The organism is Brevibacillus sp. FSL K6-2834 (genome assembly GCF_038592925.1).
GTDB classification, from domain to species: domain Bacteria; phylum Bacillota; class Bacilli; order Brevibacillales; family Brevibacillaceae; genus Brevibacillus; species Brevibacillus borstelensis.
Genome location: NZ_CP151945.1, coordinates 274,965 through 288,599, shown reverse-complemented (window position 1 = coordinate 288,599; position 13,635 = coordinate 274,965). Strand labels below are relative to the sequence as shown.

Below are 13,635 nucleotides of genomic sequence, written 5' to 3'. Positions count from 1 at the left end.
CCTCACTTGCCTTCCATCTTCAAAATGTCTTGCACAGCCTCATACGCGCTAGCCAATGCCGCATCCGCCAACAGCCCCTCGCGTGCAAACCAGTCGCCAACTGCGTAAAGACCGGGAATTTCCTTGATAGCCGGACTTTCTTTGGACAGCATGGCGGCTCGCTCCGGTGTCACCAGACTGTGGGAAACCGTCATCGCTGGCAAATAGCGCTTTTTCAAAACCTCGTTTTGCCAGCCTGGCTGCAGCCTGTCGAGAAAGGCTTCCAACAGCTCGCGATCCTGGTCGGAATCAGGGATTTCCGAAGCACGATGATATTTGAATGTGTGTATCACCTGGTAGTCCGGATGATTCGTAAAGACTGCTGCGGCTGAATGATTCGAAAAATACAGGGGCTGCTCCAGATCCAGGGCAAAGGAAATGTCCGGATTCGGCAGCCTCTTGACGATAACGTCCAGGGCGGCGCCTTTTACCGGTATGAGCGTGTATTTCCACCTGGCCAACACCGTCTTCTCTGCATGTTTCACCATACGATAGGTAGCCGCTGGGCCCGCCGAAGATATGACGTATTTCGCAGATAGAAATCTCGTTTCTGTCAGGCCGACTTTTATCGCTGGCGTTTCTCCTTCGATCGTTGCCACATGCTGCCTCAGCCGAATCGTAACACCCGCCTTCAATGCCTGTTCCCTCAAATCATTAATGAGGCTTTGCCAACCGTAGTGGAGATACGCTACACCACCTACTGCGGATAGTCGAAGCTGCCGAAGAAGTACTCCTGCACTCGCTCGCTCGGGATCATCGCAGTAGCTGGACAAGCGAACCAGCGTATAAAGCAGTTGTCTCACACGTTCATCGGCTATGTTTAGATTAGCCCATTCGTAGAGTGTCATTTGACAAACTGATTCCAAATCCTGCCTCGTCAAGCGAAACAACAGACTGAGAAATTCCTTCTTTTGTTTCCAGGTAAAAACATTGGTTTTCAGCAGTGAGAGCGGTGTCATTGGCAGCTCATATTCATGTTCCCGCTCTGTTAGCGTGCCACCTAAAGCCAACGTGCCCCCTTTTGGAACGATTCCCAGTTGGCCCAGCACCTTCATTCCTATCCCTTTTTGGCATAAGGCATGAGGTCCCCGGTTTACAAAACACCCTTCATAAACATCAGAGGAAGCACGGCCGCCAAGCCGTTCTGATTGTTCCACCAGCATAACCGTTTTACCCGCCCCTGCCAAACAGACAGCCGACGCCAATCCGGATAGTCCGCCGCCGATTACACACACATCAACATGCTCCACTTGGCGTCTCCCCTTTTCGGGTTCTGTTCTACTCACAAGACGATCAGGGACTGGTTGTTGTGACAGGCAGCAGCAATTTGCCGCATGAAAAATAAAAAACCCGACAGCTTTATGCTGTCGGGTTTGCTTTTTTGGCAATTACTCAGTGATGGAGGAAACTACGCCTGCACCAACTGTACGGCCACCTTCGCGGATAGCGAAGCGAGTACCTTGTTCCATCGCTACTGGAGCGATCAGTTCAACGGTGAACTCAGTGTTGTCGCCAGGCATGATCATTTCAACGCCTTCTGGCAGTTGGATGATACCTGTAACGTCAGTTGTACGGAAGTAGAATTGTGGGCGGTAGTTGGAGAAGAAAGGAGTGTGACGGCCGCCCTCTTCTTTGGACAGAACGTAAACTTCTGCTTTGAACTTGGTGTAAGGTTTAACGGATGCTGGCTTCGCCAGTACTTGACCGCGCTCGATGTCTTTGCGCTCAACACCACGGAGCAGAGCACCGATGTTGTCACCAGCTTCTGCTTGATCCAGCAGTTTGCGGAACATCTCAACACCAGTTACAGTAGTAGTTTTTGTTTCTTCAGCCAGACCAACGATTTCTACTTGGTCACCAACTTTAATTACACCGCGCTCTACACGACCGGTAGCAACAGTACCACGGCCAGTAATGGTGAATACGTCCTCAACTGGCATCAGGAATGGTTTATCAGTTGCACGCTCAGGAGTTGGGATGTAAGTGTCAACAGCTTCCATGAGCTCGAGAATTTTCTTAGCCCAATCGCCGGATGGGTTGTCAAGAGCTTCTTTTGCAGAACCTTTGATTACTGGGATATCGTCGCCTGGGAACTCATATTGAGACAGCAGGTCGCGGATTTCCATTTCAACCAATTCCAAGAGCTCTTCATCGTCTACCATGTCGCATTTGTTCATGAATACTACGATGTAAGGTACGCCTACTTGGCGGGACAGCAGGATGTGCTCACGAGTTTGTGGCATTGGGCCATCTGCAGCAGATACTACCAGGATAGCGCCGTCCATTTGAGCAGCACCGGTAATCATGTTTTTCACGTAGTCCGCGTGTCCAGGGCAGTCAACGTGTGCATAGTGACGGTTTGCAGTTTCGTACTCAACGTGAGCAGTGTTGATTGTGATACCGCGCTCTTTTTCTTCTGGAGCAGCGTCGATGCTGTCATAAGCCATTGCTTTCGCTTGACCTGCTTGAGCCAAAACAGTGGTGATAGCAGCAGTCAGAGTAGTTTTACCGTGGTCAACGTGACCGATGGTACCAATGTTTACGTGCGGTTTCGTCCGCTCAAATTTTTCTTTAGCCATGAGAGTGAGCCTCCTCATTAATAAGGGTTTTATTAGAGTAAAGAAAGGTTTACCCTATCAACGGTTACCCTATCATATTGTAAACCTTTCTCGTTTCAAGATAAAGTCAAGCGCGCCAATTATTCGCCTTTGGACTTCTTGACGATTTCATCAGCGATGAACTTCGGTACTTCTTCGTAATGGTCGAGTACCATTGCGTACGTACCGCGTCCTTGCGTACGGGAGCGCAGTACGGTGGAGTAACCAAACATCTCGGACAGTGGTACCATTGCACGGATCACTTGTGCGTTTGCACGAGCTTCCATACCTTCGATACGACCGCGGCGGGAGTTCAGGTCACCCATAACGTCGCCCATGTACTCTTCCGGAATTGTGACTTCTACCTTCATGATTGGCTCGAGAAGAGTAGCGCCACATTTCTTCGCAGCTTCTTTCAGTGCGAGGGAACCAGCCACTTTAAATGCCATCTCGGAGGAGTCGACATCGTGGTAGCTACCGTCAACCAGCGCTGCTTTGATATCTACCAGTGGGAAGCCGGCAAGAACACCATTTTTCATAGCTTCTTCGATACCAGCTTGTACCGCAGGGATGTATTCACGCGGTACTACACCACCGACGATTTTGTTTTCGAATTCGAAGCCTTTGCCCGGCTCCAGTGGAGAGAACTCCACCCAAACGTGACCGTATTGACCACGACCACCGGACTGCCGAACGAATTTACCTTCCACTTTGGCTGCATTGCGGAATGTCTCGCGGTAAGCAACCTGCGGAGCACCTACGTTCGCTTCAACTTTGAATTCACGCTTCATGCGGTCAACGATGATCTCCAAGTGAAGCTCACCCATACCGGAGATGATGGTTTGACCAGTCTCTTCGTCTGTGTGAGTTCTGAACGTTGGATCCTCTTCGGACAGCTTGGAAAGCGCAACACCCATTTTGTCTTGGTCGGCCTTGGATTTAGGCTCGATCGCAATGTGGATAACCGGCTCTGGGAAGGTCATGGACTCCAGAATTACTGGAGCTTTCTCATCACAGAGGGTATCACCAGTCGTAGTGTCTTTCAAACCTACAGCTGCTGCAATGTCACCGGAGTAAACCTGTTGGATTTCTTCGCGGTGGTTTGCGTGCATTTGCAGGATACGACCGACACGCTCGCGCTTGCCTTTGGTGGAGTTCAGTACGTAAGAACCGGAGCTCAGAACACCAGAGTATACGCGGAAGAATGTCAGACGACCTACGTACGGGTCAGCCATGATTTTGAACGCCAGAGCGGAGAACGGACCGTTGTCGTCAGCCGGACGTTCTACTTCATCCTCGGAGTCAGGGAGCGTACCTTTGATTGCTGGAATATCGATCGGAGATGGCAGGTATGCCACTACGTTGTCCAGCATTGGTTGAACACCCTTGTTACGGTAGGAAGATCCGCACATGACTGGCGTGATTTTGCACTCGATGGTACCTTTACGCAGAGCTGCGCGAATTTCATCGTTGGTCAGCTCTTCGCCTTCCAGGTACTTCATCATCAATTCTTCATCTTGTTCCGCAGCTGCTTCAACCAGTGCAAGACGGAGCTCTTCGCACTTGTCTTTGAGTTCAGCCGGGATTTCAACAGCATCGGAGGTTTTACCGAGGTCATCGGTATAGATGATTGCCTTCATTTCGATCAGGTCAACCATACCTTTGAACTGGTCTTCCGCACCGATTGGATATTGAACAGCTACCGGGTTTGCGCCCAGGCGGGTACGAATTTGCTCCAAGCACATATCGTAGTTTGCGCCGATAATATCCATTTTGTTGATGTAGCACATACGAGGTACGCCATACCGGTCAGCTTGGCGCCAAACGGTTTCGGTCTGAGGCTCAACGCCGCCTTTCGCGTCGAAAACGGTTACGGCACCGTCCAAAACGCGCAGGGAGCGCTCTACTTCAACAGTGAAGTCTACGTGTCCAGGCGTATCGATAATGTTGATTCGATGGCCTTTCCATTGAGCCGTGGTAGCAGCCGAGGTAATGGTAATACCGCGTTCTTGCTCTTGTTCCATCCAGTCCATGGTGGCCGCACCTTCGTGCGTTTCACCAATTTTGTGCACGCGACCGGTGTAGAACAGAATACGCTCAGTGGTGGTTGTCTTACCGGCATCAATGTGTGCCATGATACCGATGTTCCGCGTATTCGCTAAAGAGAACTCGCGAGCCATTGGGTATGCTCCTTCCATACTCGAATGTAAGAATATGCGGGTATCGAAACCGAACACCCGCTCTTATTACTACCAGCGATAGTGTGCAAACGCTTTGTTTGCTTCAGCCATCTTGTGCGTGTCTTCACGCTTTTTCACTGCTGCACCTGTGTTGTTCGCAGCGTCCATGATCTCGTTTGCCAGACGTTGTTCCATGGTTTTCTCACCGCGAGTGCGGGAGTAGTTAACCAACCAACGCAGGCCGAGAGTGGTACGGCGCTCAGGTTTTACCTCGATCGGTACTTGGTAGTTGGCACCACCAACACGACGAGCTTTTACCTCCAGTACAGGCATTACGTTTTTCAGTGCTTCTTCAAACACTTCCATAGGGTTGCGACCAGTACGCTCCTGAATAATGTTGAATGCATTGTACAGGATGTTCTGCGCAACACCGCGTTTGCCATCCAGCATCAAGCGGTTGATCAGACGAGTGACCAACTTGCTGTTGTAAATCGGATCAGGCAGTACGTCACGACGGGTTACAGGACCTTTCCGTGGCATCGTATTCCCTCCTTCTGTATAGATTTAAGATTACGCCATCATAGCTAGGCGATTATTTTTTTGCTGCTGCTTGGCCCGGCTTCGGACGCTTCGTACCATATTTGGAACGACCTTGTTTGCGGTTGTTCACACCAGCAGTGTCAAGCGCACCGCGAACGATGTGATAACGAACCCCTGGCAAGTCTTTTACACGGCCGCCGCGAACCAGCACGACGCTGTGCTCTTGCAGGTTGTGGCCGATACCACCGATGTAAGCAGTAACCTCAATACCGTTAGTCAAACGCACACGAGCGTATTTACGCAACGCGGAGTTTGGTTTTTTCGGAGTCATGGTACCCACACGAGTGCAGACACCGCGTTTTTGAGGAGAGCTTTGGTTGGTTTGAGCCTTTTTGAAGCTGTTGTACCCCTTTTGCAGAGCTGGGGACTTCGACTTCACAACCTTGTCCTTGCGACCTTTGCGCACCAATTGGTTCATTGTAGGCATGGATGTTACCTCCCTTCTTATTACCCAATCTCAAGACCACAGATCCAGGTGAGTCATCTTTGGTCAAATAGAAAGTCTTTGCCACACAACCAACGCGAAGTTGGCCGGAAACAAAAACATCGTTAACCACTTTTCTTTATCGCGGCAGTTGCCGCTCCCACTTCTATCCCACACGCTTTGCCTAATCGGCGCATGGAATCGACGCGGATGACTGGTACACCCTTCTCTTTGCAAAGAAGCTCGACTTTTTGGGTCAATCGTCTATCAGCATCAACTGCAATGTAAACCGCTTCAACCTGATTGTGCTCCACGGCTTTCATCGTCTGTTTGACGCCAATGGTGAGCTCCTTGGCCCGCTCTACTTTTTCATAAGACATGTAGAATCATATCCTCCAAAGTACAGATGTCAGGCACACTTGAATATAATATCAGCTGGGCCCGTCAATGTCAACGCCCGATGCTATTATTTTTCTATTATTTATTTAGTAAAGGGAAGTGCCCATCACGAGGACGGGCACTTCCTGCTTTGTTGCGTCTATTGCGCCGACCTGCTTTGGCGCTACTCTACCGACACAGCTTCGCGCTGCTCGTTGTTCTCGCTAGCTTGCGCTTCGTAGTCTGCACGGCTTGCTACCTTGATATTGCGATAGCGGGACATACCGGTACCGGCTGGAACCAGTTTTCCGATGATGACGTTCTCCTTCAGGCCGAGGAGGCGGTCCACCTTGCCTTTGATCGCCGCATCGGTCAGGACACGTGTTGTTTCCTGGAAGGATGCTGCCGACAGGAAGGAGTCTGTTTCCAGAGAAGCCTTGGTGATCCCCAAGAGGACTGGACGACCGACAGCAGGGCTCTTTCCTTCCATAAAGGCTTTGGCGTTTGCCTGCTCAAACTCATGCACTTCGACATAGGAGCCTGGCAAGAGATCGGTTTCGCCGCTGTCGATGACTCTCAGCTTGCGAAGCATCTGACGGATCATGACCTCGACGTGCTTGTCGTTAATTTCTACCCCTTGCATCCGGTACACTTTTTGTACCTCTTGCAGGATGTAGTTGGATACGCCGCGTTGGCCGCGTACCTTGAGCATTTCTTTCGGGTCAACGGAACCCTCTGTCAGCTCGTCACCGGCACTGAGCTTGGTGCCTACGGCTACCTTGATGCGGGAACCGTACGGTACGGCGTACACTTTGTTTTCCGCCTCGCCGCGAACCTCGATCTCACGACGGTCTTTGCCTTCGCGGATATCGATGACTTCACCGTCGATCTCGGAAATAACTGCTTGCCCTTTCGGATTGCGCGCCTCAAACAGCTCTTGAATACGCGGCAAACCTTGGGTAATATCGTCTCCCGCAACCCCCCCGGTATGGAAGGTACGCATCGTCAGCTGGGTTCCCGGCTCACCGATGGATTGAGCGGCGATGATTCCGACTGCTTCGCCGATTTCCACCTCGTCGCCGGTAGCCAGGTTGCGACCGTAGCAGCGCTTGCAGACGCCATGGCTTGTGCGGCAAGCAAGCACGTTGCGGATATAAACCTCGGTAATGCCAGCTTTTTCGATGACCTCGGCAATTTCCTCTGTAATCTCCTCGTTGCGGCCGATGATGACTTCGCCGGTCTCCGGATGGCGCACAGTCTCAAAGCATGTGCGGCCAATCAGGCGATCGGAAAGCTTCTCGATTTCTTCCTTGCCGTCCTTGATCGCTGTGACGCGAATGCCCTTGTCGGTTCCGCAATCGATCTCGCGGACGATCACGTCTTGCGCAACGTCAACCAGACGGCGGGTCAGGTAACCCGAGTCAGCGGTACGCAGAGCGGTATCGGCAAGACCTTTACGCGCACCGTGCGTGGAGATAAAGTACTCCAATACGGTCAGGCCTTCCCGGAAGTTCGATTTGATCGGCAGCTCGATGATTCGACCGGACGGGTTTGCCATCAGACCGCGCATACCAGCCAGCTGTGTGATCTGCGACACGTTACCGCGGGCACCGGAGTTCGCCATCATGAAGATCGCATTGAACTTATCCATGGACTTCATCAGCACTTCGGTTACCTCGTCCTTCGCCTTCGACCAGATGGAGATAACCCTGTCGTATCGCTCATCCTCGGTAATCAGACCGCGGCGGTATTGCGCCATAACGGTTTGTACCTTTTGATCAGCTTCTTCGAGGATTTCCTTTTTCTTTTCAGGCACGACGATGTCGGCAACAGCGATCGTAATACCGGCTTTCGTAGAGTACGTGAAGCCGAGTTCCTTGATTTTGTCCAGAATCTTCGAGGTTTCCATTGTGCCAAAACGGCGGAAGCACTCGGAGATGATGGTTCCCAAGAAACCTTTTTTCACAGCTCCCTGGTCAGGCAGCTTGGCGATAAACTCTTTTACGTTTACGCCTTTATCAAAAATGAAGAAGTCGTTTGGTACGCCCTTTTGCAGGTTCGCTTTCGTCGGAACGTTGATAAACGGCAGCTCCGGCGGGAAGATTTCGTTGAAGATCAGTTTCCCTACCGTCGTCACGAACAGAGCGTTGCGCTGTTCTTCCGTAAAGCTGGTTTTGTTCAATTCCTTCGCCGGCAGAGCAATGCGCGTATGGAGGCTGATAAAGCCGTTTTGGTATGCGGCAATCGCATCGTGAGAGTCACGGTATACCGTACCCTCGCCAATGTCCCCTTCACGCTCCAGCGTCAGATAGTAGGAACCGAGAACCATGTCCTGAGAAGGCGTTACAACCGGTTTTCCATCTTTCGGGTTCAAGATGTTCTGTGCTGCCAGCATGAGGATACGGGCTTCTGCCTGTGCCTCAGCGGACAGGGGAACGTGAACCGCCATCTGGTCACCGTCAAAGTCGGCGTTGTATGCCGTACAAACGAGCGGATGCAAACGAATCGCACGGCCTTCAACCAGTACAGGTTCGAATGCCTGAATACCAAGTCTGTGCAGCGTGGGGGCGCGGTTCAAAAGCACCGGGTGCTCGCGGATGACATCTTCCAGTACATCCCACACCTCAGGCTGAACGCGCTCTACCTTGCGCTTTGCGCTCTTGATATTGTGAGCGAGGCCTTTTGCCACCAGCTCTTTCATTACAAATGGCTTGAACAGCTCCAGCGCCATTTCTTTCGGCAGACCGCACTGATACATCTTCAGGTTTGGTCCAACCACGATAACGGAACGGCCGGAGTAGTCAACACGCTTACCGAGCAGGTTTTGACGGAAGCGTCCTTGTTTCCCTTTCAGCATATGGCTGAGGGATTTCAGCGGACGGTTACCCGGACCTGTCACCGGACGGCCGCGGCGACCGTTGTCGATCAGCGCGTCTACTGCTTCCTGCAGCATGCGTTTCTCGTTTTGCACGATAATGTCCGGTGCGCCGAGTTCCAACAGGCGTTTCAGACGGTTGTTGCGGTTGATTACGCGGCGGTACAGATCGTTCAGGTCGGAGGTGGCAAAGCGTCCCCCATCCAACTGAACCATCGGACGCAGCTCTGGCGGAATGACCGGCAGTACATCCAGAACCATCCAGTCAGGACGGTTGCCGGAATTGCGGAATGCCTCCAGTACTTCCAGACGCTTGATCGCACGGTTGCGGCGTTGGCCTTGTGCCGTTTTCAGATCTTCCTTCAGCGTCTCTACTTCTTTTTCCAGATCGATTTCCTGGAGAAGGCGTTTGATCGCCTCTGCTCCCATCATCGCCTGGAAGGAATGTCCGTATTTTTCACGGTAATTGCGGTATTCCTTTTCGGACAACAGCTGCTTTTTATCGAGCGGCGTATCGCCCGCATCGGTTACCACGTAAGATGCAAAGTAGATGACTTCCTCGAGCGAACGCGGGGACATGTCAAGAACAAGGCCCATGCGGCTCGGGATTCCTTTGAAGTACCAGATGTGAGAGACTGGGGCAGCCAGCTCGATGTGCCCCATCCGCTCACGGCGTACTTTGGCGCGGGTCACTTCCACGCCGCATCGATCGCACACGACACCTTTGTAGCGAACGCGCTTGTATTTTCCGCAATGGCACTCCCAGTCCTTGGTCGGACCGAAAATACGCTCGCAGAACAAACCGTCCTTTTCCGGTTTCAACGTACGATAGTTGATCGTTTCCGGCTTTTTCACTTCCCCGAAAGACCAGGAGCGGATCTTGTCCGGGGAAGCCAGGCCGATCTTCATATATTCGAAGTTGTTCACGTCTATCACAGGGCGTTACCTCCCTTTGTACCGGAATCTTACTCTTCGTCCAAGCTTCCGCCTTCAAGTACGAGATTCAGCTTTTCACCGCTGCCCTCGTCCTCTTCTTCCATTTCACGCATTTCAATTTCCTGCTCGTCTTCGGACAGGATTTTCACGTCCATACCCAAGCTTTGCAGTTCCTTGATGAGAACCTTGAAGGACTCAGGAACACCTGGCTCCGGTACGTTTTCCCCTTTGACGATCGCTTCGTAGGTCTTCACCCGACCAACGACGTCGTCCGACTTGACAGTAAGAATTTCTTGCAGCGTATAGGCGGCACCATAAGCCTCGAGTGCCCAAACCTCCATCTCCCCGAAGCGCTGTCCGCCAAACTGAGCTTTACCGCCCAGAGGCTGCTGCGTAACGAGCGAGTATGGACCAGTGGAACGAGCGTGGATCTTGTCGTCCACCAAGTGAGCCAGCTTCAGCATGTACACGCAACCTACCGTTACACGGCGGTCAAACGGTTCACCTGTGCGGCCATCGTACAAAATCGTTTTTCCGTCGCGGTCGAGGCCGGCTTCTTCCAGCGTCTCGAACACATCTTCCTGACGAGCTCCGTCAAATACCGGTGTCGCTACGTGGATGCCGAGCATTTTCGCCGCCATGCCAAGGTGCGTTTCCAGTACCTGACCGATGTTCATCCGGGACGGAACCCCGAGTGGGTTCAGAACGATTTCCACAGGAGAGCCATCCGGCAAGAACGGCATATCCTCCTCTGGCATGATCCGGGCAATAACCCCTTTGTTACCATGTCGACCGGCCATTTTGTCACCCACGGAAATTTTCCTTTTTTGGGCGATGTAGACGCGGACGAGTTGGTTGACACCCGGCGGCAGCTCGTCGCCGTTCTCGCGGGTAAACACTTTCACGTCGACAACGATACCGGAACCGCCATGCGGTACGCGCAAGGATGTGTCGCGAACCTCGCGTGCCTTTTCACCAAAGATGGCATGGAGCAAACGCTCTTCCGCCGTCAGCTCGGTAACCCCTTTCGGCGTTACTTTACCGACGAGGATGTCGCCGTCCTGAATTTCCGCACCGACGCGAACGATACCGCGCTCGTCAAGATTTTTCAGAGCGTCTTCGCCGACGTTCGGAATATCACGGGTGATTTCTTCCGGACCGAGCTTGGTGTCACGGGCTTCGGACTCGTACTCTTCAATATGGATAGACGTATACACGTCATCTTTTACAAGCTTTTCGCTGAGGAGAATGGCGTCCTCGTAGTTGTACCCTTCCCAGGTCATGAACGCAACGATAACGTTGCGGCCCAGTGCCAATTCGCCCTTTTCTGTGGACGGACCGTCACCGATGATGTCGCCTTTTTCAATCCAGTCGCCTTTTCTGACGATCGGGCGCTGGTTGATGCAGGTACCCTGGTTGGAACGGATAAACTTGTGCAATTTATATTTGTCGATATCGCCGGCTACTTTCTTGCCGTCGATCTCTTTATAGCGGCGTACCCAAATTTCGCGGGCTGTCACGCGCTCTACCTGACCCGGATGCTTGGCAACGATCGCCACGCCGGAGTCTTGCGCTGCTTTATGCTCCATACCGGTACCGACAAACGGCGCTTGCGGAATGAGCAATGGAACAGCCTGCCGCTGCATGTTGGAACCCATCAGCGCGCGGTTGGCGTCGTCGTTTTCCAGGAACGGAATCAAAGCGGTCGCAACCGAAACGACTTGCTTCGGAGATACGTCCATATAGTCAACCTTGTCGCGCGGGACACTCAAGATGTCGCCCTTGCGTCGGCAAATAACCATGTCGTTGATGAAGCGGCCCATTTCGTCCAAAGGCTGGTTGGCCTGAGCGACGTTGAACACGTCTTCTTCATCCGCCGTCAGATAGGCGATTTCATCCAGAACGTAACCGGTCTCCGGGTCTACCTTGCGACGCGGCGTTTCAATGAATCCATAGTCATTGATCCGGGCAAAGGAAGACAGCGAGTTGATCAAACCGATGTTCGGACCCTCCGGCGTCTCAATCGGACACATACGGCCGTAGTGAGAGTGGTGAACGTCACGCACTTCAAAGCCCGCGCGCTCACGAGTCAAACCACCGGGACCGAGTGCAGACAGACGGCGTTTGTGCGTCAGCTCTGCAAGCGGGTTGGTCTGATCCATAAACTGCGACAACTGGGAGCTTCCGAAGAACTCCTTGATCGCTGCGATGACCGGACGGATGTTGATCAGCGCTTGCGGCGTGATCTGGTTTTGATCCTGAATGGACATCCGCTCGCGAACTACGCGCTCCATACGGGAAAGACCGATGCGGAACTGGTTCTGCAACAGCTCACCAACGGAACGCAGACGACGGTTGCCCAAATGGTCGATGTCATCGGTAGAACCGACTCCATGAAGCAGGTTCATGAAATAGTTGATCGCCGCAACGATATCAGCAGGCGTGATGTGCTTAACGGTCTTATCGACGTTTCCATTGCCGATGACCTTGATCACTTTGCCGTCGTCAAGCGGAGAGAAGATGTTGATGGATTGCAGACGGATCATATCCTCTTCGAGAACACCGCCGTGCGTCCGTACATCTACGAACCCTACGCTCTCTTCCAGCATCGGCAAAATCCGGTCAAGAATCCGGCGGTCAATCATTTGACCTGCTTCTGCGATAATTTCACCTGTGCTCGTATCTACCAACGTCTCAGCCAGACGCTGATTGTAGAGACGGTTTTTCAGGTGAAGCTTCTTGTTCATTTTATAGCGACCAACGGATGCCAGGTCGTAGCGCTTCGGATCGAAAAAACGGGAAATGAGCAAGCTCTTCGCGTTCTCGACTGTCGGCGGCTCACCCGGACGCAGACGCTCATAGATTTCAATCAGCGCCTTTTCCGTAGAGTCGGTATTGTCTTTCTCCAGCGTATTTTTGATATACTCGTCCTCACCCAGCAGGTTGAGAATCTCGATGTCGGAACCAAAGCCGAGAGCGCGCAAAAGCACCGTTACCGGGATCTTCCGGGTACGGTCGATACGGACGTAAATGACATCCTTCGCGTCCGTCTCCAACTCCAACCACGCGCCACGGTTTGGAATAACGGTAGCGGTAAATGTTTGCTTGCCGTTTTTGTCCACTTTGGTGTTGTAATATACACTGGGGGAACGAACAAGCTGGCTGACAATGACACGCTCAGCCCCGTTAATAATGAAGGTTCCCGTTTCGGTCATGAGCGGGAAGTCCCCCATGAAGACTTCTTGTTCCTTCACTTCGCCCGTCTCTTTGTTAAGCAAGCGGACCTTCACGCGCAGAGGCGCTGCATAGGTGACGTCACGTTCTTTCGACTCGTCCACGTCATACTTGGGCTCACCCAGGCTGTAATCGATAAATTCCAGCACAAGGTTACCCGTAAAGTCCTGGATCGGAGAAATGTCCTGAAACATTTCACGCAAGCCTTCATCCAGGAACCACTGGTAAGACTTTTGCTGAATCTCGATCAGATTTGGAAGGCCCAGCACTTCGTTAATACGCGAATACGTACGACGCTGGCGGTGTCGGCCACTTTGAATCACTTTACCTGCCAACTTATTCACCCCTCAGGTTGTGTTTTCACACATAGAA

Annotated in this window: 8 protein-coding genes; all 8 read right to left on the bottom strand. The window is 52.3% G+C overall.

Annotated elements, in window-relative coordinates:
• Nucleotides 1–2: 2 nt before the first annotated feature.
• The 8 genes from NST96_RS01545 to rpoB all read right to left on the bottom strand — a co-directional run bounded on the left by NST96_RS01545 (nt 3) and on the right by rpoB (nt 13,598).
• The gene (locus NST96_RS01545) at nt 3–1,289 is read right to left on the bottom strand and encodes an FAD-dependent oxidoreductase (protein WP_003391990.1); all 1,287 of its coding nucleotides are present in this window, start codon (nt 1,287–1,289) and stop codon (nt 3–5) included.
• Between the two features lie 138 nt (nt 1,290–1,427).
• Nucleotides 1,428–2,618: an elongation factor Tu gene (gene tuf / locus NST96_RS01540; RefSeq protein WP_003391992.1), complete on the bottom strand. Its 1,191-nt coding sequence runs from the start codon at nt 2,616–2,618 to the stop codon at nt 1,428–1,430.
• 119 nt (nt 2,619–2,737) lie between these two features.
• A complete protein-coding gene (gene fusA, locus NST96_RS01535) occupies nt 2,738–4,816 on the bottom strand; it encodes an elongation factor G (protein ID WP_003391995.1) in 2,079 nt (692 codons plus the stop codon).
• A gap of 69 nt (nt 4,817–4,885) precedes the next feature.
• Entirely contained in the window at nt 4,886–5,356 is a 471-nt protein-coding gene (gene rpsG, locus NST96_RS01530) for a 30S ribosomal protein S7 (protein ID WP_003391996.1), read from the bottom strand.
• Between the two features lie 52 nt (nt 5,357–5,408).
• Nucleotides 5,409–5,843 (bottom strand): 30S ribosomal protein S12, encoded by a 435-nt coding sequence (rpsL, locus tag NST96_RS01525; RefSeq protein WP_003391998.1) that lies wholly within the window; start codon nt 5,841–5,843, stop codon nt 5,409–5,411.
• A gap of 122 nt (nt 5,844–5,965) precedes the next feature.
• Nucleotides 5,966–6,220 (bottom strand): 50S ribosomal protein L7ae-like protein, encoded by a 255-nt coding sequence (locus NST96_RS01520; protein ID WP_003391999.1) that lies wholly within the window; start codon nt 6,218–6,220, stop codon nt 5,966–5,968.
• Nucleotides 6,221–6,402: 182 nt separating this feature from the next.
• Nucleotides 6,403–10,029 (bottom strand): DNA-directed RNA polymerase subunit beta', encoded by a 3,627-nt coding sequence (rpoC, locus tag NST96_RS01515; protein ID WP_003392000.1) that lies wholly within the window; start codon nt 10,027–10,029, stop codon nt 6,403–6,405.
• A gap of 29 nt (nt 10,030–10,058) precedes the next feature.
• Nucleotides 10,059–13,598 (bottom strand): DNA-directed RNA polymerase subunit beta, encoded by a 3,540-nt coding sequence (gene rpoB / locus NST96_RS01510; protein WP_003392002.1) that lies wholly within the window; start codon nt 13,596–13,598, stop codon nt 10,059–10,061.
• Between the last annotated feature and the right edge of the window lie 37 nt (nt 13,599–13,635).

Bases quoted from the DNA above. Each gene is read 5' to 3' on its own strand.
- fusA (WP_003391995.1), bottom strand. From the start codon at position 4,816: ATGGCTCGCGAGTTCTCTTTAGCGAATACGCGGAACATCGGTATCATG.
- tuf (WP_003391992.1), bottom strand. From the start codon at position 2,618: ATGGCTAAAGAAAAATTTGAGCGGACGAAACCGCACGTAAACATTGGT.
- NST96_RS01520 (WP_003391999.1), bottom strand. From the start codon at position 6,220: ATGTCTTATGAAAAAGTAGAGCGGGCCAAGGAGCTCACCATTGGCGTC.
- rpsG (WP_003391996.1), bottom strand. From the start codon at position 5,356: ATGCCACGGAAAGGTCCTGTAACCCGTCGTGACGTACTGCCTGATCCG.
- rpsL (WP_003391998.1), bottom strand. From the start codon at position 5,843: ATGCCTACAATGAACCAATTGGTGCGCAAAGGTCGCAAGGACAAGGTT.